At 67.5% G+C, this 21,249-nt stretch carries 22 protein-coding genes and 1 pseudogene; 13 read left to right on the top strand and 10 right to left on the bottom strand.

The window, feature by feature from the left end:
- Positions 1 to 5: 5 nt before the first annotated feature.
- The 3 genes from QSK35_RS16320 (at position 6) to QSK35_RS16310 (ending at position 1,862) form a co-directional block, all read left to right on the top strand.
- Complete coding sequence (locus QSK35_RS16320; protein ID WP_285746875.1) at positions 6 to 836, top strand: helix-turn-helix domain-containing protein; 831 nt, start codon at positions 6 to 8, stop codon at positions 834 to 836.
- An 11-nt stretch (positions 837 to 847) separates the two neighbouring features.
- Complete coding sequence (locus tag QSK35_RS16315; protein WP_285746874.1) at positions 848 to 1,069, top strand: DUF397 domain-containing protein; 222 nt, start codon at positions 848 to 850, stop codon at positions 1,067 to 1,069.
- 112 nt (positions 1,070 to 1,181) lie between these two features.
- On the top strand, positions 1,182 to 1,862 hold the full coding sequence (locus QSK35_RS16310; RefSeq protein WP_285746970.1) for a DUF1963 domain-containing protein: 681 nt from the start codon (positions 1,182 to 1,184) through the stop codon (positions 1,860 to 1,862).
- A 231-nt stretch (positions 1,863 to 2,093) separates the two neighbouring features.
- Here QSK35_RS16310 and QSK35_RS16305 read toward each other — a convergent pair whose 3' ends face one another.
- Positions 2,094 to 2,408, bottom strand: coding sequence for a hypothetical protein (locus QSK35_RS16305; RefSeq protein WP_285746872.1), 315 nt, complete (start codon positions 2,406 to 2,408; stop codon positions 2,094 to 2,096).
- Positions 2,409 to 2,731: 323 nt separating this feature from the next.
- Between QSK35_RS16305 and QSK35_RS16300 the strand changes: the two genes are divergently transcribed.
- Positions 2,732 to 4,735, top strand: coding sequence for an ATP-dependent DNA helicase (locus QSK35_RS16300; protein ID WP_285746870.1), 2,004 nt, complete (start codon positions 2,732 to 2,734; stop codon positions 4,733 to 4,735).
- Positions 4,736 to 4,843: 108 nt separating this feature from the next.
- Here QSK35_RS16300 and QSK35_RS16295 read toward each other — a convergent pair whose 3' ends face one another.
- Positions 4,844 to 5,287 (bottom strand): hypothetical protein, encoded by a 444-nt coding sequence (locus QSK35_RS16295; RefSeq protein ID WP_285746868.1) that lies wholly within the window; start codon positions 5,285 to 5,287, stop codon positions 4,844 to 4,846.
- Between the two features lie 463 nt (positions 5,288 to 5,750).
- Here QSK35_RS16295 and QSK35_RS16290 point away from each other — a divergent pair, with 463 nt between their 5' ends.
- The 4 genes and pseudogenes from QSK35_RS16290 to QSK35_RS16275 all read left to right on the top strand — a co-directional run bounded on the left by QSK35_RS16290 (position 5,751) and on the right by QSK35_RS16275 (position 8,235).
- Positions 5,751 to 6,689 (top strand): ABC transporter ATP-binding protein, encoded by a 939-nt coding sequence (locus tag QSK35_RS16290; protein ID WP_285746866.1) that lies wholly within the window; start codon positions 5,751 to 5,753, stop codon positions 6,687 to 6,689.
- Complete coding sequence (locus QSK35_RS16285; RefSeq protein WP_285746864.1) at positions 6,690 to 7,043, top strand: hypothetical protein; 354 nt, start codon at positions 6,690 to 6,692, stop codon at positions 7,041 to 7,043.
- A gap of 21 nt (positions 7,044 to 7,064) precedes the next feature.
- A pseudogene (locus QSK35_RS16280) lies at positions 7,065 to 7,457 on the top strand (ABC transporter permease); the annotation flags it as partial.
- On the top strand, positions 7,450 to 8,235 hold the full coding sequence (locus tag QSK35_RS16275; RefSeq protein ID WP_285746860.1) for an ABC transporter permease: 786 nt from the start codon (positions 7,450 to 7,452) through the stop codon (positions 8,233 to 8,235). The pseudogene QSK35_RS16280 and the gene QSK35_RS16275, both read left to right, overlap by 8 nt.
- On the opposite strand, the gene QSK35_RS16270 is transcribed toward QSK35_RS16275, so the two are convergent.
- The 7 genes from QSK35_RS16270 to ctaD all read right to left on the bottom strand — a co-directional run bounded on the left by QSK35_RS16270 (position 8,215) and on the right by ctaD (position 15,571).
- Positions 8,215 to 8,799: a bleomycin resistance protein gene (locus QSK35_RS16270; RefSeq protein WP_285746858.1), complete on the bottom strand. Its 585-nt coding sequence runs from the start codon at positions 8,797 to 8,799 to the stop codon at positions 8,215 to 8,217. The genes QSK35_RS16275 and QSK35_RS16270 overlap by 21 nt on opposite strands.
- Before the next feature lie 10 nt (positions 8,800 to 8,809).
- The gene (locus tag QSK35_RS16265) at positions 8,810 to 10,192 is read right to left on the bottom strand and encodes a phospholipase D-like domain-containing protein (RefSeq protein ID WP_285746857.1); all 1,383 of its coding nucleotides are present in this window, start codon (positions 10,190 to 10,192) and stop codon (positions 8,810 to 8,812) included.
- 210 nt (positions 10,193 to 10,402) lie between these two features.
- Positions 10,403 to 11,218 (bottom strand): NAD-dependent epimerase/dehydratase family protein, encoded by an 816-nt coding sequence (locus tag QSK35_RS16260; RefSeq protein WP_285746855.1) that lies wholly within the window; start codon positions 11,216 to 11,218, stop codon positions 10,403 to 10,405.
- Between the two features lie 144 nt (positions 11,219 to 11,362).
- Complete coding sequence (locus QSK35_RS16255; protein ID WP_285746853.1) at positions 11,363 to 11,815, bottom strand: HIT family protein; 453 nt, start codon at positions 11,813 to 11,815, stop codon at positions 11,363 to 11,365.
- Positions 11,808 to 12,440: a peptidyl-tRNA hydrolase gene (locus tag QSK35_RS16250; protein ID WP_285746968.1), complete on the bottom strand. Its 633-nt coding sequence runs from the start codon at positions 12,438 to 12,440 to the stop codon at positions 11,808 to 11,810. Before QSK35_RS16250 ends, QSK35_RS16255 begins: the two co-directional genes overlap by 8 nt.
- A 53-nt stretch (positions 12,441 to 12,493) precedes the next feature.
- Positions 12,494 to 13,708: a phosphoserine phosphatase SerB gene (gene serB / locus QSK35_RS16245; protein WP_285746850.1), complete on the bottom strand. Its 1,215-nt coding sequence runs from the start codon at positions 13,706 to 13,708 to the stop codon at positions 12,494 to 12,496.
- A 75-nt stretch (positions 13,709 to 13,783) separates the two neighbouring features.
- Positions 13,784 to 15,571, bottom strand: coding sequence for an aa3-type cytochrome oxidase subunit I (gene ctaD, locus QSK35_RS16240; RefSeq protein ID WP_285746848.1), 1,788 nt, complete (start codon positions 15,569 to 15,571; stop codon positions 13,784 to 13,786).
- A gap of 123 nt (positions 15,572 to 15,694) precedes the next feature.
- Here ctaD and QSK35_RS16235 point away from each other — a divergent pair, with 123 nt between their 5' ends.
- Genes QSK35_RS16235 through QSK35_RS16225 form a run of 3 tightly spaced genes read left to right on the top strand, consistent with a single transcriptional unit; the run spans position 15,695 to position 17,249 of the window.
- A complete protein-coding gene (locus QSK35_RS16235; protein ID WP_285746847.1) occupies positions 15,695 to 15,958 on the top strand; it encodes a hypothetical protein in 264 nt (87 codons plus the stop codon).
- A gap of 40 nt (positions 15,959 to 15,998) precedes the next feature.
- Positions 15,999 to 16,508 (top strand): DUF305 domain-containing protein, encoded by a 510-nt coding sequence (locus QSK35_RS16230; protein ID WP_285746845.1) that lies wholly within the window; start codon positions 15,999 to 16,001, stop codon positions 16,506 to 16,508.
- A 15-nt stretch (positions 16,509 to 16,523) separates the two neighbouring features.
- Complete coding sequence (locus QSK35_RS16225) at positions 16,524 to 17,249, top strand: aminoglycoside phosphotransferase/kinase family protein (protein WP_285746843.1); 726 nt, start codon at positions 16,524 to 16,526, stop codon at positions 17,247 to 17,249.
- A 391-nt stretch (positions 17,250 to 17,640) separates the two neighbouring features.
- Here the strand turns inward: QSK35_RS16225 and QSK35_RS16220 are convergent, their stop codons facing one another.
- Positions 17,641 to 18,300: an LPXTG cell wall anchor domain-containing protein gene (locus QSK35_RS16220; RefSeq protein WP_285746841.1), complete on the bottom strand. Its 660-nt coding sequence runs from the start codon at positions 18,298 to 18,300 to the stop codon at positions 17,641 to 17,643.
- Between the two features lie 239 nt (positions 18,301 to 18,539).
- Between QSK35_RS16220 and QSK35_RS16215 the strand changes: the two genes are divergently transcribed.
- Complete coding sequence (locus QSK35_RS16215) at positions 18,540 to 19,769, top strand: aKG-HExxH-type peptide beta-hydroxylase (protein WP_285746839.1); 1,230 nt, start codon at positions 18,540 to 18,542, stop codon at positions 19,767 to 19,769.
- Between the two features lie 655 nt (positions 19,770 to 20,424).
- Positions 20,425 to 21,222, top strand: coding sequence for a FadR/GntR family transcriptional regulator (locus tag QSK35_RS16210; RefSeq protein ID WP_285746837.1), 798 nt, complete (start codon positions 20,425 to 20,427; stop codon positions 21,220 to 21,222).
- Positions 21,223 to 21,249: the final 27 nt, after the last annotated feature.

Below are 21,249 nucleotides of genomic sequence, written 5' to 3'. Positions count from 1 at the left end.
GTTGCATGCCACGGAGAATCTCCACGGTTCGTGGACGTGAGTTCGGCGCCGGAGTGCGCGCTGCCCTCGACCAGACCGGGATGAGCTACCGCGCGGTCGCCCGCCTGGTCGGCTGGGACTTCGCCAAGCTGTCGGACCTGTTGAACGGCAAGGGCGGCATCTCGGAGCTCGACCTGTCGCGCCTGCTGGGCGTGTGCAGAACGCCGTTGCCCGAGTGCAAACACCTGCACGAGCTCTACCGGTTGGCGAGCGAAGAGGGCTGGTGGCAGATCTATGACGGCACCCTGCCCATCCAGCTACGCACCTTGATCGAGCACGAGGACGCCGCGAAGGCCCTCATCAGCTGGCACCTCACCGTCGTCCCCGGCCTCCTGCAGACCGCCGAATACATCCGCGCCCAGGTCGCTGTCTGGCCGTCCATCCTCCCCAAGGACATCGAGCCGCGCGTGGCGGCCAGGGTCGCCCGACAGCAGATCCTCGAGTCGGATCGGAAGTTCACCTTCTACATCCACGAATACGCCTTGCACCTGCCGGTCGGCGGGCACGACGTGTGGATCGCACAGCTGCACCACCTCTTGCGCATGCTCGTGCGACCGAACATCATCCTGCGGGTCGTGCCCGCCGCCATCGGTGCACACGCCGGATCCACCGGCGAGTTCTGCATGCTGAAGTTCGAGAAGATCGAGCCCGTTGTCTACCTGGACAGCCTGAACTCAAGCCTGTTCCTGGAAGACAAGGCTTCACGCGAGATCTACACCAAGGTGTTGGAAGCGCTCGACCAGGTAGCGCTCGGTCAGGAACAATCGAGGAGGTTGATCACCGACATCATCAGCTGAGGAGGCCGCGGATGACCACGTGGCGCAAGAGCAGCTACAGCCCCGACAGCAACAACTGCGTCGAGGTCGGCTGGCTCAAGAGCAGCTACAGCCCGGACGGCGACAACTGCGTCGAGGTCGGGTTCGGCGTCGGCATCCGTGACTCGAAGTCCCCGGCCGCCCACATCCCGCTGTCGCGGTCCGCCTGGACGTCCTTCCTCACCGCCACAAAGCACGACGCCCTGACGCCCTGACCAGGCCCCTCACACCCAAGCCGACGCGGGCCTGCAATCCCGAGTGCGCTCAAGCGAGCGTCCCCCCGCCAGGGGGACCCCCTGCTCTTAACTCTGCCATAGCGCACCGACAATTCCGGCCGCCCAACTAGGCGGCAAGCCCGCCCTGCCCGACGACACCGCCTGGCCCGAGTGGGAAGGCTCGCTGAACTTCGTCGCGTCGATCGACTGCGACCGACTCCCGCCGAACACCCTCGACATCGCGCTGCCGGACAGCGGCACCCTGCTGCTCTTCTACTTCGATGACGAGGCCGGGTACCACGATCCCTTGTACGTGCCACCCACCGTGGGCTCCTGGAACCCGGACTCCGCCACCGGTGCGCGGGTGCTGCACGTCCCGTCCGGCGCGCCGGAACGCGATACCCCGCTGGACATCCAGCCCTACGAGTACGTGCCGCTCACCGCGAAACCGACCTTCACCGGCCCGGACTGGTCCCACCCGGCGTTCCGGGAGGCGTGCCGCGACGTGTCGGACGCGGACCAGGCGTTCCTGGCCGATCACGCGAACGGCGACGCCTTCGTGAGCGCGTTGCGGAGGCTGACCCCGTCACCACGCCACCAGCTCGGCGGTCATTCCGTCCCGATTCAGGACGCCGCGGAGACCGCACACACGACCCTGCTGGCCCAGTTCGACAGCGACAGCGAGGCCGACATGCGGTGGGGCGACCTGGGCACCTTGTTCTGGATGATCCCGCCCACCGACCTGGCCGCAGGCGACTTCACCACCACGTCCTTCACCTGGCAATGCACCTGACCGACCAGCGAACGTGACGTTCCAGGACATCTATGTCCCCCATCGTCACGTTCGCTGCCACCGGTCGCGCCGCCCAACCGTCACCACGCTCACGCAGGCGTCCCCCCGCTAGGGGGCCGGGCTCCAGCAAAGTCGGTTTGGCTCGTCATCGCCTACCGGTCGCGGGCTCCTAGTGCCCGGATTCCGGCGATTCCGCTTCGGCGGGCTCCTTGATCACTGTTGGGAGCGTTCTCACGATTTGCCAGGGGCGAGTTTGTGACGCTGGACGTCCCACATGCTCCCCTCGCGAAGATCAACGATCTCGATCGTGCCCGATTTGCCCGATGAGAGCGTGAACATCCGGTCGTTCTTGACCTGGTGTTCGACACCTGAGATCAACTCGCCTGCGGCCGACACGTCACGTTTCCTCGCCTGGCGGCTCGACAACGCGACGTACCGAGAAAACCGGCTGGCCGCCGTCGTGGTCCGTAGCCGTCCAAGACCGCCGTCGTCACCAACGGCTGCGGGCATGGCCGGGATGAGGTGGGTTGGCTTCCACGCGCTCATAAAAAACAACGCAACTCAGCCCACCGCACCCACACAACGCAGGTCTGGACCGGATCGGGACCACTTCGGCGGCCAACCCGGCTTTCCCGGTACGAGCGCGCCGACGAAGCAGGCCCGCTCGCCTCGCCGCGCAGCGGCGTCACCACGCTCACGCAGGCGTCCCCCCGCTAGGGGGTCCCCCTGCTTTAACTCTGCCACGAAGCACCGACAATTCCGGGCCGACGAGGCTCAGTTATCCACAGGCAGGCCGACATCCGCCGAGTTGTCCACAACCCCGGCCGTGCCGCCCGAACCTGTCGGACCCGCCGGGTACGGTTCTCCTCGTGCCGGAACTCCCCCCGACAACCAGCCTCCTCCACACCGCGGTCGAAGCCGTGGGTGGAGCCGAACGCCCCGGCCAGGTCGAGATGGCCGAGGCGGTGGACCGCGCCATCCGCACGGGCGAGCACCTGGCCGTACAGGCGGGAACCGGCACCGGCAAGTCCCTCGCGTACCTCGTCCCCGCGATCCGGCACGCGGTGGCCGAGGACGAGACCGTGGTCGTCTCCACCGCGACCATCGCCCTGCAACGCCAGCTCGTCGACCGCGACCTTCCGCGACTCGCCAAGGCACTCGAGAAAGAACTCGGCCGGGAGCCGACGTTCGCGATCCTGAAGGGCCGCCGCAACTACCTGTGCATGCACCGGGTGCACAGCGGTGCCCCGGAGGAGCCGGACGACGCGGCCTTGTTCGACCCGTTCACGGTGTCCCGGCTGGGCCGTGAGGTGAAACGGCTGCACGAGTGGTCGTCGGACACCGAGACCGGCGACCGCGACGAGCTCGTGCCCGGTGTCAGCGAGCAGGCGTGGCGGCAGGTCAGCGTCACCGCGAAGGAGTGCCTGGGCGTCAGCAAATGCCCGATCGGCACGGACTGCTTCGCCGAGCGCGCCCGCGCCGAGGCCGGCAAGGCGGACGTGGTGGTGACCAACCACGCGATGCTCGCGATCGACGCCCTGGAGGGCTACCAGGTCCTGCCGGACCACGACGTGGCCGTGATCGACGAGGCCCACGACCTGGTGGACCGCGTGACGTCGGTGGCGACGGAGGAACTCAGCGGACCGCTGGTCGCCACGGCGGCGAGACGCTGCGGCCGCCTGATCGACCAGGACGTCGCGGACCGCCTGGCGGAGGCGAGCGACGGCCTGGCGATGATCCTCGAGGACATGCCCGCGGGCCGCCTCGACGCGATGCCAAGGGCGCTGGCCGGCGCCTTGGCCGCGACCCGCGACGCCGCGCACATGTGCATCAGCGCGCTGGGTCCGGAACGCAAGGAGGACGTCGAGGGCGCGACGTCCCGCAAGCTCGCGATGTCGTCCCTGGACGAGGTCCACGACTGCGCGGTCCGCATGCTGGAGGCGTTCGACGAGGAACGCGACGTCATCTGGGTGTCCGGCGACTTCAACAAGAGCACGCCGTCGCTCCGAGTCGCCCCGCTGGGCGTGGGCGGTCTGCTCCGGGAACGCCTGTTCGGCAAACGCACCACGATCCTGACGTCGGCGACCCTCACCCTGGGCGGCGCGTTCGACACCATGGCGCGCCAATGGGGCCTGCCCGCGTCGTCGCAGGTCCAGAAGATCGACGGCGCCGCGACCGACAAGGAGATCGACGGTCCGAAGTGGACGGGCCTCGACGTCGGCTCTCCGTTCGCCCACGGCACCAGCGGCATCCTGTACGTCGCACGCCACCTGCCCCCACCGGGCCGCGACGGCCTGCCGCCGTCCTATTTGGACGAGATCGAAGGCCTCGTCAACGCCGCGGGCGGCCGCGCCCTGGGCCTGTTCTCGTCCACCAGAGCGGCGAAGGCCGCGACGGAAGCCCTGCGCGACAAGCTGGACTACCCGATCCTCTGCCAGGGCGACGACTCGACGGGCCTGCTGGTCAAGAAGTTCGCGGAGGACGAGCGCACGTGCCTGTTCGGCACCCTGTCCCTCTGGCAGGGCGTCGACGTCCCAGGCCCGTCCCTGCAACTCGTGATCATGGACCGCATCCCGTTCCCGCGCCCGGACGACCCGCTGGCCTCAGCCCGCCAGAAAGCCGTGAACGCCCGTGGTGGCAACGGTTTCCTCAGCGTCGCCGCCACGCACGCCGCACTGCTCCTCGCCCAGGGCGCCGGCCGCCTACTCAGATCGATGTCCGACAAGGGCGTGGTCGCAATCCTCGACCCACGCCTCGCGACCGCGCGGTACGGCGGCTTCCTGCGCGCCTCCCTGCCGCCGTTCTGGACGACCTACGACCCGGAGGTGGTGCGAGCGGCCCTGAAACGCCTCGACGCGTCGGTCACCGCCTGACGGCTGGCGCCCGATTCCGCCAAAACACCTGCGGTCCGGACGAGACCGCCTTCGGGAAGCAGATCCCTCCGGCCATGCGGCATCGACCGCACCGCAGGTGCACGAAGACTAGGCGGATCCGCTGGACTCACCAGAGGCGTCCTGACGATCGGCGCGAGCGTCATCAAGGTTCACCACCCGCAGGTCGGTCGAACGATCCGGCGACGTGGCGTCGTCGAGTTCTTTGACGAACCTCAGAGCCGCCTTGAGCTCGGGATTCTTCATAACCTTCCTGGCACGCCTAAGCTGAAAACGAGAATCGCGTCTCACGGCACCGTGTTTCGACCGCCTTTCGATGCCTGTCTGCAGAATCTGCAACGGAACAGTGATCAGCTTGCAGATCGCAGCCACCAAAGGCCTCAGCTGCCCCGACCGCGCAAGGATGATCAGCACGACGGCGATCAAGCTCGGCCAGGTCAACTTCGGCGCAAGCGTCATCACCACCTCATACCAGGACGCCAACTGGCCGTCCGCCGACAAGGCGATCTTGACATGCAGTTGTGCAATGCCCATTCAGAGCGCACGTCCGAGAACTGACCGTCACGGATTGGCCGCCGTTGCCTCGGCGCTATGCATGGACTCGGGGCGGTGCTTCCTCCCTTGGAGCGTGTGACGGCTTACCGCAGCGGTACCCATTGGCACCACCACGGACAGCACCGAGACAACGGCGACTATCGCGCGGGTAAAAACCCAGGCAGCGACACGGAGAACAGATCTAGGACAACGACAGGCAATCGAGGACTCGATGTCCGCTGTTGATCTGAATCCATACTCACTTCCGACCCCTTGTCTCGGGATGTATAGGCAGGCTATGAATTAGCCTGCTGTCACACGGCCCGCATCGCCACTATCCCCCAACCAACCTTCAATTTCTAATTCGCCCAGGTACGACATTTACGGATTCCATAAGTCGATAGGCATCCGCTATCGGACCGGCGAACACCGGTAGGGTCGTAGCCGACCACTGGGGGTGGACATGGGCGTACGGGTCATCGACCTGACCAGGAGTTTCCGCAAGGGCAAGGGCTGGCGGCCGAAAGGCCCGGAAGTGACCGCGCTGGACGGCCTGACCCTGGAGATCCCGGACGGCGAGGTGCACGGCCTGCTCGGCCCGAACGGCGCGGGCAAGACCACGCTGTGCAAGATCCTCTCCACGATCCTCCTGCCGAGCAGCGGCACGGCCGAGGTGCTCGGGTACGACGTCGTCGCGGACGCGCACGAGGTGCGGCGGCGGATCGGCATCGTGTTCGGCGGCGAGCACGGTCTGTACTGGAAGCTCAGCGCGCGGCAGAACCTGCGGTACTGGGCGGCGCTCTACAAGCTGACGGACGCCGAGGGCGACCACCGGGCGTCCGAGCTGCTGGCCAGGCTCGGGTTGACCGCCAAGGCCGATGACCTCGTCGAGACGTTCTCGCGGGGCATGAAGCAGCGGCTGCACCTGGCGCGCGGGCTGATCGGTGATCCGAAGCTGATCCTGTTCGACGAGCCGACGATCGGCATGGACCCGGTGGCCGCGCACGACTTCCGCCGCCTGATCGGTGAGCTGCGCGAAGAGGGCCGCACGATCCTGATCACGACGCACGACATGGACGAGGCCGAGGAGGTGTGCGACCGCGTCACGTTGATCGACAAGGGCCGCGTGATCGCGACCGAGTCGCCACGCGGGCTCGCGCAGATGTCGTCGCTGCACCGGTGGGTCGAGGCCGAGACGACGGCCGACGTCACGCACCTGCCCGGAGTCGTCGCCGTCGAGTCGCGCGCCGGCTTCGTCAGGATCAAGACCGATGGCGATGCCTCGGCGCGACGCGTCATCGACTTCCTGCTGGACAACGGCGTCCGCAGCGTTCGTGCCGTGCCGCCGACGCTGGAGGACGTCTACCTCGACCTCATCGGCGCCCGCGGCATGGAGGTCTGAGTGCGCGCGTTCCTCGCGGGCGTGCGGATCCAGTTCTGGCTGATCCGGCGGCAGCCCGACGACCTGCTGACGTTGTGCACGATCCCGTTCACCGCGGTGATCATGCTGTCCGTGGTGATCCACGCGATCCGCCCGGACCTCGTCACGAACGCCCTGCTCGCGCCCGCGCTGATCGGCCTGTGGGGTTTCTCGATCGGCCTGGCCGGCGAGGTGATCGAGTCGGAACGCTGGGTCGGAACGCTCAACCCGTCGCTGGCCGCTCCGACCGAGATGCACTCCGTCTACTTCGGACGAATCATGGCGGTGATGGGCCTGGGCGTGATCCCGCTCGGCGAGACCTGGTTGCTGGGCTAGGCTTTCTTCGACGTCACGCCGGTCGTGCACCACCCGTGGCTCTTCGCCGCGACCATGCTCGCGTCGATCTTCGCCATGGGCGGCACGAGCATGCTGTACGCGGCGGCGATGATGCTGAGCCGCAACAGCGCCGTGTACGGCAACTTCCTGAGTTTTCCGATCTACATCCTGTCCGGCGTAATGGTGCCGGTCTCGTACCTACCGGATTTCCTGGAACCGTTGTCCCGCTTGGTTTTCCTGTCCTGGTCGGCCGATCTGATGCGCGACTCGCTGGCCGCGGCTTCGGTGCCGAACGCCGGCTGGCGGCTGCTGGTGATCATCGGGCTGGGCGCGACCGGCCTGGTGGGCGGCCGGGTTCTGCTGAGCGCCGTGCTGCGTCGCGCGCGTGAGCAGGGGGCGTGGACCTATGCGTGATCAACTCCGCGTCCTGAAGCACTCGGCGATCGCGTCGTGGGCCGAGTTCACGGCGTTCTACACGTGGAAGACGTGGACGTTCACGTGGCTGTCGCGACTGCTGATCCAGGTGTGCTTCTACGCGTTGATCGGCCGCATGATCGGCTCGGTCGACTACCTGCTGGTCGGCAACGCCGTGGCGATCATGGCGATCGACGCCTGCGTAGTGATCCTGCTGGCGATCGGCGAACGCCGTTCGGGCACGTTGTCACTGATGGTGGCCGCGCCGTCCACGCACCTGACGATCTACCTGGGGCGCGGGCTGATCCACCTGGTGTCCGGGGTGGTCGCGTCCGTGACGGCGTTCCTGGTGCTGCCGCCGTTGTTCGGCGTGCACCTACCGTGGCCGCAGGCGCTTCTGGTGCCGGTGCTGATCACCGCGGTCGGCCTGTCGTGCTACTGCTACGGCGCGTGCGTGGCGTCGTTCGTGCTGGGCTTCCCGGCGGCGCGGTGGCTGGCGTTGAACATCAGCTACCTGACGCTGATGACGTTCTGCGGGGTCAACGTGCCCACGGACTTCTGGCCGGACTGGGTGCGCCGCGTCGTGTCGTTCCTGCCCATGACGCACGGCCTGACCGCGATGCGGGCGCTGATCGCGAACGGCCCGGCGTCGACCGTGGTGACGCAGGTGGTGCTGGAGCTCCTGGTGGGCGCGGCGTGGTTCGCACTGGCCGCCGTCGGGTTCAACCGCATGGTGAGGCGCGGCCGGCGTGACGGCTCAATCGAGTTCGGCGCCTGACAGCCGTTCGACGAGCTCGGCGCGGAACTCGAGCGCCTTCGCCCGGTCCGCGGTCGGCGCGTCGGCCTCCCGTTTGAGCGCGCCGTCGAGGATCTTGAGCGCCTGCTTGTCATCGCCCTTGCCGTTGGCCAGCGCCTCAGCGTTCTGCAACGCCTGGGCGAGCTTGCTCGTCGGCTCCTCTTCTTCCTTCTCCTCGGCCTTGACGATCCGGATCCAGTTGCCGCCGGGGTCGACGACGCTGAACCCGCGCCCCGGCCGCGGGCGGGTCATCCGCGGGATGCCGGCCACGAGGACCTTGCCGAACTCGGCGCGCATACCCTGCGCGAACGCCTCGTAGAGCTCCTGGGTGTCGTCCACGATGACGAGGCAGGAGCCGTAGGACTGTGCCGGGTCGAAGCGCGGCATGCCGAAAAAGTGCAGGTTGATGTCGTCGCGCTGCAGCGCGACGTACGGGTTGGGCCTGCTCTGCCGGTAGGTCGGGGTGAAGCCGAGCGCGCGGTAGAAGTCGGTGATCTCGTCGATGTCGGGACAGGGCAGCAGCGGAACTGTCACCTCGTTGGCCACGCGACCGAGGCTAGCCGTCGACGAGCAGTCCGCGCAGTGGTCCTTGCAACCTTCCCGCCCGCCGCGACACGCCAGGCAGCTTCGTCAGCCGACCCGGCCGCTCGAGGGCCGGCCGCCACAGCTTGTCGACGACGTCCGCGGGGTCGCCGTCGACGTCGTCGCGCTGCAGGTGCTCACGCCACAGCCGCAGCCGCGCGTCGCGAGCGACCTCCGGGTCGTCGGTGACGACGTTGACCTCGGTGTCGTTGAACAGCGAGTGCTCGTTGAGGTTCGCGCTGCCGACGGTCAGCCAGCGATCATCGACAACGCCGAGCTTGGCGTGCACGTACACCGGCGTCTCGTCACTGGTCGGCGTCGCCGCGACAAGCCGCCGCCCGCCGTCGTCGGCGTCGATGAGCCGGCCGAGCTGACCGCGCGTGGTGTCCGCGCCGTTGCTAGGTTTGCGCGGCAACACGAGCACGACGCGAAACCTGTCGTCCGGCGGGTATCGCAGCTTGTCGATCAGGATCTCGGTGATCTCGGGCGACCACAGGAACTGGTTTTCCAGGTATACCAAGCGTTTCGCGCTGCGCAACGCCTTGACGTGCGCGTCGAGCAGGCTGAACTCGCCGCGCGGCGCGAAGTCGTAGGTCCTCTCGGGAATGGTGCGAACGACCTGAATCGCAGTAGTACCAACGGGTTCCGGCACTCGCGGCTCGGGCAGCCACTCGTGCGCGATCTCCATCCACCGCTGCCGAAAGTGTTCGGCGACGTCCGCGACCACCGGCCCCTCAACCCGGCTGGCGTGATCATGCCACCCCATCGGCCGCGTCGGCGGATGCTCACGACTGTCGTGCCGATCGCCTTCCACAGCCGTCAAATCCACGCCGCCGACGAACGCGATCTCGTCATCGATCACGACGATCTTCTCGTGGTGGCAGTGAAAAGTGCGCTCACGCGCATCCAACACACACTTCACGCCACCGTTGGCCATGAAGGCTTTCTGCGCATTCCGCGCGCGTTCACGGGTGGGCTCGAAGATCGGCACCGGCGGCCCGGCCCACAACAGGACCCGCACCGGCACCCGCTCCGCGGCGGCGTCGAGCAACTCGCGCAACTGCGGCGCGGCGGGCTCGCGTGTGAGCCGGAAGTCCGGGCTGGCGTGCCAGTTCGCGATGTGCACGTACTTCCTCGCGTGCTCGATGGCGTCCGCGATCTGCGGCAACGCCTCGTGCCCGTCGAGCAGGACGCGCATCCGGTTGCCCTGCCGCACCGGGCGCCGGGGCGAGAACCAGCCGGTGCCGCCGAACGCGTCAGCCCAGCCGAGCTTGCGCAGGCGGCGCTTGTGGTGCGCGCACAACACGTTCTCCAGCCCGTCGCCGAGCCGGGCGTCGAGTACGTCCAGTAAGCCCACGAACGGGTTGTTTGCCCGATTCCTTGATTTTCAAACACTTCTGACGAAGGAACACGACGCGACCGAGCCACGAAATCCGCGGGGGAGGCCACCCCGCCAAGATCGCGATGCGCCCCGCCAACGAACGCCGTCAACGAACGCCGGCGCCGCGGACGCGCAAGCAAAGAATCACGTCAGCTACCGCCCTCGCCCCGGTCAGGTCAGGTCAGGTCAGCGAAAGTCCGCGACGTGGTCCCGTGCCCACTCGGCGTAGGGTCGCGCCGGCCGCCCGGTCGCCTCCTCTACACCAGGCCACGGCTCGAGCAACGGACCGTAGTCGTCATCGACACCCGCGGTGCCGCCATAGCTGACGAAGCCGAGCATGAAGTCCGCGAACTCCGGTGCGTGCCCCCGCGCGATCCATTCCTGGCGCGCCTGCTCGCGACTGACCTCGACGAACCGCACCGATTCCCCCAACGCCTCCCCGATCGCGGCCACCTGCTCGCGCGCCGTGATCGGCGCGGGTCCGGTGACCGTGTACGCCTTGCCCACGTGGCCATCCCCCAGCAGAGCGGCCACCGCGACGGCCGCGATGTCGGCCTCGTGCACCGGCACGCCCGCCTCGTCCGGGAACGGGTACCGCACCTCGCGATCGGTGCGGATGGTCGGCGCCCACACCGGGAGCAGATTCGCCATGAATCCGCTCGGGCGGACGTGTGTCCACTCGAGACCGGAGTCCTCCACGGCCTGCTCGACCGGGTTCACGTACAGCCCGATTGTGACCGCCGCGGCCGACAGGTCGACGATCCGCCGCACCCCGGCATCGCGAGCGCGTGCCACCACCGAGGGCGCGGTCTCAGGGACCGGGAACAGGTACATCCGGTCCACACCGTCGAACGGGATGGTCTCCGGATGCAGCAGGTCGGCGTAGACCTGGGCGCCGGTTGGATTCCTGCTCACCGCCCGCACGTCCTCGCCCGCCTCGACGAGCTGTCGCACCACGTTCCGCCCTACTACGCCGGTCGCCCCGGTCACCAGGATCGTCATGCGTCGGACGTTACGGTCGATCTAGGTCAGCCCCTGTCCTACTCCCGGGCGATCCCGCACGCCGCCCCCGCGCGCTTCCTATTTCGCTCAAGCGTACCGAGCGGGTCTGACAATTTCGGGCTCTGAGAGCTGTCAACGGCCCGTTCACGCATCCAATTTGGATCGGATGCCGGCGGCGACCTCGTCCAGTTCGGACCGTGCGCGGACTCGCGAGTCCGCGGACAGCCGGAAACCGTCTCCAGCGTAGCGCGGGATCACGTGCAGGTGGACGTGGAAGATCTCCTGACCTGCGGCAACGCCGTCGGCCAGGAAGATGTTGACGCCCTCGCACCGCAGGCCGGTGCGGCGCAGTGCACCCGCTAGCGACTGCCCCACCGAAAACATCCGCGACCCCAGTGGAGCAGGCAGGTCCGCCAAGCCTTCGCTGTGCGCGCGAGGGATCACGAGCAGGTGACCGGTCGTCACCGGGCGCAGGTCCATGAACGCGAGCAGGGCGTCGTCGGAGTACACGACGCTGGCGGGCGCACGGCCGTCGACGATCAGGCAGAACACGCATTCGCCGTCCACGTACGCGGGCAGCGCGACGCGCCTAGCCATCGATCGGGGCCAGTACCGTCGTCGTCCCCGGCTCGACCTCCGTGAAACCGGCGTCGCGGACTGCGACCACGTCGCACCGGTGCACCAACGAGTCCCACAACGCCACGGACGGCGTTCGCACCGCGCATCGATACGAAAGCGCGGCCCACTCCGCACGCGCGGCGGTCGACAGGTGCGGCGCCAGCAGCATCGAAGCGTGGCCCACCTGAGCTGCGGCTTTGCCGGCCGTCATCTCGACGCGCGGGTTCAGGTACAGCACGCGCGCCCCAGGAGGAACCGGCCCGGGAACATCAACCGGAAGCTCGGACCCGGAGATCTGCAGCCGGGCGACCTCGCGTGGCGTCTCGGACACCAGCGAAGGCACCAGAGCACGTACGGAAGCCCCGTCGACCGTGATCGTGATGCCCGGCAGTGCCTGAACGGCGTCCCAGTGCGCACCGCGAGCGCGACGCGACACCTTGCGGATCCGGCCGGACACCCAGGCGCTGACCTCCGGATACCACTCGCCGTCCGGGAATGCCGAACGGTCGTCGAGGCAGACCGCTACCGCGGCGGCAGCGGCGGCCTCCAACAGCGAAGTCCGAGACGGCAGAACCGACTTCTCCAGACGCAACACCAAGGGCATCGCCCGGACCGCGGTCTCCGTGGCGTAGTTGCGCGACGCGATGAGCTCGAGGATCACAGTCTGGTCAGCTCCAGACCGTCGGCCGCGTCGGCGGCTTCGACCTCGGCTCGCGTCACGCCCAGTACGAACAGCACGGCGTCGAGGAACGGATGGGACAGCGCGGTGTCCGCGACCTCACGGAGAGCCGGCTTGGCGTTGAAGGCCACGCCCAGGCCCGCCGCGTTGAGCATGTCGATGTCGTTGGCGCCATCACCGACCGCGACGGTCTGCGCCAGCGGCACGCCCGCCTCCTCGGCGAAGCGGCGCAGCGCTACGGCCTTGCCCGGACGGTCGACGATGTCGCCGACGACCTGGCCGGTCAGAACACCGTCCACGATCTCGAGTTCGTTGGCCGCGCAGAAGTCGAGGCCCAGCTCCTCCACCAAGCCTTCGATCACCCGCGTGAACCCACCGGACACGACTCCGCAGCGGAAGCCGAGACGTTTCAACGTGCGGATCGTCGTTCGCGCGCCGGCCGTCAGCTCCAAGGAAGCCGCCACATCGTCGAGCGCCTTCTCTTCCAGCCCCTCCAGCAAGGCGACCCGTTGCCGCAATGCCGACGCGAAGTCGAGCTCGCCGCGCATGGCCGCCTCGGTGATCTCGCGGACCTGCTCCTCGCAGCCCACGTGGGCGGCCAGCATCTCGATCACCTCACCCTGGATCAGAGTGGAGTCGACGTCGAACACCACGAGCCGCTTCGCTCGGCGGGTGAGGCCCGCGCGTTCGACGGCGATGTCCAGGCCGACCCGCACCGACACCTCGGCCAGCGCCGAACGCAGGTCCGCATCGCTGTCCATCGTGTCCTCGGCGACGGAAACCCGTAGCTCGAGACCGGTGACGGGATAGTCGGCGACGCCGCGGATGGCGTCGATGTTCACGCCGAGCGAGGCGAGTTTGCGGGCTACCTCGGTGAACGCGCGGGCGGTCACCGGGCGGCCGAGCACGATCAGGACGTGCGAGGACTCGAGGCGCGCGGTGCGCTTGGAGTCGGCGCCGATCTCGACCTCGACGTGCATCGAGACGGTCGCCATGGCCTGCTCGACCGCGTCCTGCAGGCCTTCGGGGTCGTGGTCGGTCGAGACGAGCGCGCCGAGCACCAGGCGGCCCCGGATGACGACCTGCTCGACGTCGAGCACCTCGACTCCGTGCCTGGTCAGCACCGCGAACAGCACCGATGACACACCGGGTTTGTCGGGTCCGGTGACGGTGATCAGTACAGGGGTCTTCACAGCGCGTCTCCTCCGTGAACGCGACGAGCCCCGACCGTAACGGCCGGGGCTCGTCGTTGAACCACTGAGTGAAGATTACTTGTGGTCGGACTGCGAATTCTCGCTGGCCGTCCCCGACTGAATGGCGGCGCCCGCCATCTCCGACAGAGCGGGCGGAGCGTCCTTGTGCGCGATCGCCTTGCCGGTGAAGGTCACGTGGCCCTCGTTGCGGATGCGCTCGACCATGTGCGGGTAGTGCAGCTCGAACGCCGGGCGCTCGGAACGGATCCGGGGCAGCTCGGTGAAGTTGTGCCGCGGCGGCGGGCACGAGGTGGCCCACTCCAGCGAGTTGCCGAAGCCCCACGGGTCATCCACCGTGACGACCTCGCCGTACCGGTACGACTTGAAGACGTTCCAGATGAACGGCAGCGTCGACGCACCGAGCACGTAGGCACCGATCGTGGAGATCGTGTTCAGCGTCGTGAAGCCGTCGGACGCGAGGTAGTCCGCGTACCGGCGCGGCATGCCCTCGTTGCCCAGCCAGTGCTGGACGAGGAACGTGCCGTGGAAGCCCAGGAACGTGGTCCAGAAGTGCAGCTTGCCCAGCGGCTCGTCGAGCATGCGGCCGGTGATCTTCGGGAACCAGAAGTAGATGCCCGCGAACGTGGCGAACACGATCGTGCCGTAGAGCACGTAGTGGAAGTGCGCGACGACGAAGTACGTGTCCGACACGTGGAAGTCGATCGCCGGCGCGGCGAGCAGGATGCCGGAGAGACCACCGAAGAGGAACGTGACGATGAAGCCGACGCTGAACAGCATCGGGGTCTCGAACGTCAGCGAGCCCTTCCACATCGTGCCGATCCAGTTGAAGAACTTCACACCGGTCGGGACCGCGATGAGGAACGTCATGAAGGCGAAGAACGGCAGCAGCACGGCGCCGGTGGCGTACATGTGGTGCGCCCACACGGCGACGGACAGGGCCGCGATGCCGAGCGTCGCGTAGACCAGGCCGTTGTAGCCGAAGACGGGCTTGCGGCTGAACACCGGGAAGATCTCCGACACGATGCCGAAGAACGGCAACGCGACGATGTAGACCTCGGGGTGGCCGAAGAACCAGAACAGGTGCTGCCACAGGATCACGCCGCCGTTGGCGGGGTCGAACACGTGCGCACCGAGATGGCGGTCGGCGAGCAGACCGAGCAGCGCGGCGGTCAGGATCGGGAACGCCAGCAGCACGAGGATCGACGTCACCAGGATGTTCCAGGTGAAGATCGGCATCCGGAACATCGTCATGCCGGGCGCGCGCAGGCAGACCACCGTGGTGATCATGTTGACCGCACCGAGGATCGTGCCCAGACCACCGATCACCAGGCCGGTGATCCACAGGTCGGCGCCGACACCGGGCGAGTGGATGGCGTTCGACAGCGGCGTGTAGGCGAACCACCCGAAGTCGGCGGCACCACCGGGGGTGATGAAGCCCGACATCACGATCAGGCCGCCGAACAGGTACAGCCAGTACGAGAAGGCGTTGAGCCGCGGGAACGCGACGTCCGGCGAGCCGATCTGCAGCGGCATGATGAAGTTCGCGAAACCGAAGACGATCGGCGTCGCGTACAGCAGCAGCATGATCGTGCCGTGCATGGTGAACAGCTGGTTGAACTGCTCCTGCGACAGGAACTGCAGACCCGGCCGAGCCAGCTCGGACCGCATCAGCATGGCCATCGCGCCGCCGACCATGAAGAAGGCGAAGCTCGTGACCAGGTAAAGGATGCCGATCTGCTTGTGGTCCGTGGTGCGGAACATCCGCAGCAGGAATGAGCCCTTGACCGCCTTGCGCGTCGGGTACGGACGCGTGGCGATCGGCTGCGGGGCTACGGCCGTCACGGTGCCTCCAGGCCTTGGTGGGACCAGTCGTTCGGGAAATCTCACCGGATCGTAGACAACGGCGATCAGCACCTCGCGGGTGGGCCGGGCAGCGTAGCGCAGGTCACACGTATTCTTCGGCGCGTGCCAACCCGCGCGCTGGTCGTGTTCACGCTGCTGTTCGGTGTGTTCGCGATGCATCAGGTCGGGCACGTCGACGACCAGCCGGGCGCGGAGCTGTGCCTGGGCCTGGTCGTGACGGTCGCCGGCCTGGTCGCCGTGCGGAAGACGACGGCTTCCGGTACCACTTCCCCACCGCCTCCGGCGAGGACCGCGGCGGTGCTGTTGCCGCGTGCGGTGCCCGTGGCGGTCGCGGTGCCGACCCGGTTGGTCGTGTTGCGGTTGTGAGGAGACCACGCCCCCGTCTCCCACAAGCCCGAACAAAGGAATGAACATCTTGCGTACCGCGCTCATCGGCGTGGCGATGCTCGCTGCGCTCACCGCGTGCGGCTCCTCGGAGCCGGCGCACAACGACGCCGACGTGAAGTTCGCCCAGGAGATGGTCCCGCACCACGAGCAGGCGCTGACGATGGCGAAGCTCGTGGAGACCCGGACGGAGAACACCGGGCTGATCGACCTGGCGAACCGCATCGAGCAGGGCCAGCAGCCGGAGATCGACCAGCTGAACGCCCGGCTGAAGGAATGGGGTGCGTCCACGCACGGCTCACACGGCGGCCACGGCATGGTCGACACGTCCGAACTGGCGGCCCTGAAGGGCGCCGAGTTCGACCGCAAGTGGCTGGGACTGATGATCCAGCACCACCAGGGTGCGGTGGAGTCCGCGCGGACCGAGGTCGAGCAGGGCTCCGACCCGGCGACCAAGAAGCTGGCGCAGGACGTCATCACCGCGCAGGAGAAGGAGATCCACGAAATGCAGTCGCTGCTGCCCCAGGGCTGATGTGATCCTGCGTTCGTGAGTGCTTCGCCGGCCGTGCGCGCAGCCGTTTCGGTGGCTGCCGCGCACGGCCTTCGCGTGTCGGCTCCCGTGGTGCTGCGTGATCTCAGCAACACGTTGATCTGGTTGCGTCCCGCGCCGGTGGTCGCGCGCGTCGCGGCGGTCACCGCGGTCGTGCGGGCCGACGTGGCGGCGTATCTGGCGCGCGACCTGGCTGTGTCGGCCTATCTGGCGGATCGTGGTTTCCCGGTCGTCGGGGGTTCGGCCGAGCTGCCTCCCGGACCGCACGTGCGGGACGGCTTCACGTTGTCCTTCAACCGATACGTGCCGGTCGACTCCTCGTGGACGCCGTCGCCCGCCGACTTCGCCGTGCTGCTGGCCGAGTTGCACGACGAGTTGGCGGGTTATCCGGGGCCGTTGCCTTCGCGGCTGCCGTTCGACGACATCCTGGGCGTCGACCCGTCCGCGGTGCTGCCCGATGAGCCGTCTGGGATTGCCCGGCCGCTGCACGGTGACGCGCATCCCGGCAACGTGCTGATGACGCCGGCCGGTCCGGTGTGGAACGACTTCGAGGACACCTGGCGCGGCCCGGTCGAATGGGATCTCGCGTGCCTGCGGAACACGCAACGCCTCGACGGGGCGGCCGCGGTCGCCGCCTATCCCGGCGACTACTCGGCCGCTGCCGTCGAGGCGTGGTACGAGGTGCGGCGCCTGCACACCGCGTGCTGGCTACAGCTGTTCTGACCGGTTAGACCCTCTAACGGCTGCGACCCCTTGTCGCTGTGAGAGTGCCTAGCAACGGTTAGAGGGTCTAACAGCGAGAGGGCTTCGCGACCGTTAGAGGGTCTAACCACAGGAAGCTCTGGCGACCGTTAGAAGGCCTAACCGGACCGGGTCTCACGAACGTTAGAAGGCCTAACCGCACAAAGACCCCGGCGACCCGCCAGAGGGGCTGACCGGATGGGGTCTCACGACCGTTAGAAGGCGTAACTGGACGAAGCTTCGCGACCGTTAGAAGGCTTAACTGCGCGAAGGCCTCGCGGTCGCTAGGCCCCCTAACCGCAGTTAGACCCTCTAACCGCGAGAGGAGTTCGCTGCGGTTAGAGGGTCTAACTGTTAGAGGTTCTAACCGCCGTTAGGCCCTCTTGCGACGCAGGAAGAAGAGCACGCCCGCACCGGCGGTGACGAGCGCGGCACCGAGGCCGATCAGCCAAGGCGAGCCGAAGCCGGTGGAAGCGAGCGCCTCGGTCTCGGCCTGCACGGCACCCGCCGGAGCCGGAGCCGAGGTCGACGTCGAGCTGGTCGGCGCGGCCGACGAGGACGGCTGCTCCTCCTTCGGCTGCTCCTCCCTCGGCTTCTCGCTCGTCGGACCGGTCTTGATGCCGCAGGCATACCAGTGGCTGATCGCCGCGGGGCTGCCGCTGTCGTTGAGCGGCGCGTGCAAGTCGTTCCACGGCAGCGCGCCGAGCTGGGCGACCAGATAGACGTTGTAGGCAGGCCCGCCCTTGACGACGACACCGGTCACCGTGAAGCCGGACGGCACGGCGGTGATGTCGAGGTCGGCCTGGTTGTCGCCACCCGTGAAGGTGAACCCGCCGTTCGCGATCGGCTCACCGGTGAGCTTCCCGACGGTGCACGCGTCGTCGTGGTCCGGTGCCACGTTGCCGGCGTACACGCTCGCGCGCGCATCGCCGGAGATCAGAGGCTTGTCGGGCGCGGCCGAGGCCGTGGTGGCCAGCGCGGTCACGGCGAATGACGCAGCGACGAGGGCGCTGATCAGTCTCGGGAGAGCCATGCGTTTACTCCATCGGGGGATCGGCGGGATGCGTGGATCTAAGACCATCGACGTCCCCCTAACGGGTGAAGTACGCCCCGAGGGTACGAACCAAGACCGAGTTGTTATGTCTCTGTGAGCATCCGGCCCCGCCCCGCACGTCCTTGGGATAAATCTCAACGGGCCCTGCTATGGCTCGCCGCGCGGCCAGTACGCTCCCTCAATCCAGGGTCGGGGACAGTACGAAGGACCCAACACAGATGGCGACACCACCGGCAGTTGAGTCGGTCCACGCGACGATCGCGCCCGCCGACACCTTGATCGCTGAGCGACGAGCCTTGTATTCGCTCGCGGTCGAGCTGCTCTGTCCTGACATGGGGGAAGTCACCGACGACCTGCTGGACAGCCCGCCGGTCCGCTACCTCGTCGGCGAGGCACTGGCCGGCCGCGCCGGCATCACCCGGCGTGAACTGATCGATGCCAGGGAAGCGCTCGGCGCCACCCGCTCGGCGCACGGCCTGCCGGTCATCGCCGACGACCGCGCGCACGTGCCGCTCACGCCGCTGTTGCAGATCATCCAGACCCAGCCGGGACTGCGAATGCTCACCAGCGGACGGCGGTTCGAGCAGGCGTTCTCGATCGTGGAACAAGGCGTGTTGCTCGCCCAGAAGGTGAGCCCAGGCCTCGTCGAAGACCTGCTGGCGCACGTGAACCTGTTCGCCGTGCTGGATCCCGACACCTCACAGGGCCTCGCGTCGGCGTCTTCACGCTATTTCCCCGGCCTGGTGCTCATCGACGCGCCGGCGACACCGATCGAAGTGGCCGAAGGCCTCGTACACGAGGCCGCCCATCAAAAATTCTTCGACTTCGCCATCACACGGCAGTTTCTTGGCCTCGAAAGCGACACTGCCGAAGAGTTTGTTACGCCGTGGTCGAACAAATCATGGCCGATGGAGCAAACCGTTGCCGCGTGGCATGCGTACACCTGTATGCACCGGTTCGCGGCGGACGCGGGAGTGACCGGCGGGCACTGCGCCGTCGGGCCTGGTTCGCTGCTGCCCAAAGCAGCGGAGCGGGCGGCCGAACTCGGCCGCTGGCTGGTGGAACACGCGGAACTGCTCGGCGAAGACGCACGGGTCCTCCTCAAAGGACTCCTGGCGTTGCCCGAGCTTCCGCATCGTGAGACGGCGCACGCCGCGTTCGCGATCACGGGAAGGCTTGCGCCAGACCCGATCGTGCGACTCGGCAGGCGCATGGCGGGCGGCCGGGGCATAGTCGCCAGAACGGTTAGCCCGCTTGAGCTGTACTGGATCGACCCGGATGCCGCCGACGTACTTCAGTTGATCGGTGACCAGGCCGATGAACTCGACGTCGACGAGCTCGTGTCCCGCTTGACGGAACAGTGGGTCGTCTCGCCGGAGGTGGCGCGCGATCGTGCCTCCACCGGATTGCGAGGTCTGCTGCATTGGCAGCTGATTCGCTCTTCGTAACCGTCTCTTAACTGTCCACAATGGGCGGTTTCTGATAGAAGGATCCATGACCTTGAGCCAGTCCGTGACGCCCCCGCAGCAGCCCGCGTCCCAGCACCCTGGGCACTCCGGCGTGGCTGCCGTCGGCCAGCCCGTGAACCGCGTCGAGTGGTTTCGCCAGATGCCGACGGGTAGCACGGTATACGTTCGGCCGAACGAATCCGAGAGCAAGTAAACGAAAAGGGACGCCCCGCAGCGTCCCTTTTCTCTGAGCTCAAGTTGTCTGACAACAGACGACCCCGGCCGCCGCAGGCCGGGGTCGTCATCCCCCTCGATCAGCCGGACATGATGTTCACGACGTTCGTGAACCCGATGACCACGAGCACCACCAGGCTCAGACCGAGGATCGTCACCACCGTTCGCCATCCGATCATCGAGACGGCGACTGCGGTCAAGAAGGCGATTCCAACTGCGTTTCCGGTGACAGGCATGGCTTCCTCCGCGCGCCGGAGCGGTCACCAGGGTGGGCGGTCCTGTTTGAGTGCCACTTCGGCGCTTCCCAGTGTGCCGATGCAGTAGGTTGTCTGTCAACCGACTACCGCTTGACGGACAAGTTGCATCGGTTGTCTGTCCGGACTACCCTGGTGCGATCACCCAGAAACCAGGCGGGCCGACAATGAACGAGGACCACTCCCCTGACGCAGGGAATACCAAGGCCGAGGGTTGGGCGAGCCCGCTCGACTCGCGACGCCCGCTGCCGGAACTGATCGAGGAAGAACTCAAGGCGCAGATCGCGAACGGCACACTGACGGCCGGCGACAAGCTGCCCACCGAGCCAGAGCTGGCCCGCAAGCTGAACGTCGCCCGCAGCTCGCTGCGCACCGCATTGCAGAGTCTGCAACACCGCGGCATCGTCGAGGTGCGCCGCGGCCTCGGCTGGTACGTGCGCAGCACCAACCTGGACGAGGACGACTTCGTCGAGCGCCAGTTCACCGGCAAGCAGTTCTCCGACCCGGACCTGCTGGAAACCCGCATCGCGCTGGAGACCACGGCGACCAGCCTCGCCGCGACCCGCGCCACCGAGGGTGAACTGGACGAGATCGCCAAGCTCTCCACGATGTACCAGCGGGCCACCGAACTCGCCGACGCGATCGAGGCCGACGAGGCCTTCCACCTCGCGATCGTGCGCGCCAGTCACAACCGGCTGCTCGAGAAGCTGTACCTGGCCCTGGTGCCGCAGCTGCGCGCCTATCGCCGTTCCACGGCCACCCGCTCGGTGCACAACCGGTCGGCCAACGACCACCAGCAGGTGGTGATGTGGTTGCGGCGCCGGGACGAGGTCGGCGCGCGGATCGCGATGACCACTCACCTTCTCGGGCTGTACCAGGACTTCGCGGACGCCACCGAACGCGAGGCGACGTTGACGAACTTCGTCAGCGTCGACGACGAACCGATGTGGACTTCGGCGGACTGACATCGCCCGATCGGCCCTGTCCATCAC

The sequence above is a fragment of the Lentzea sp. NBRC 105346 genome, assembly GCF_030269605.1.
Classification (GTDB): Bacteria; Actinomycetota; Actinomycetes; order Mycobacteriales; family Pseudonocardiaceae; genus Lentzea.
Note: the sequence above shows the minus strand (reverse complement) of the source record. Positions and strands in the feature narration are given on the sequence as shown.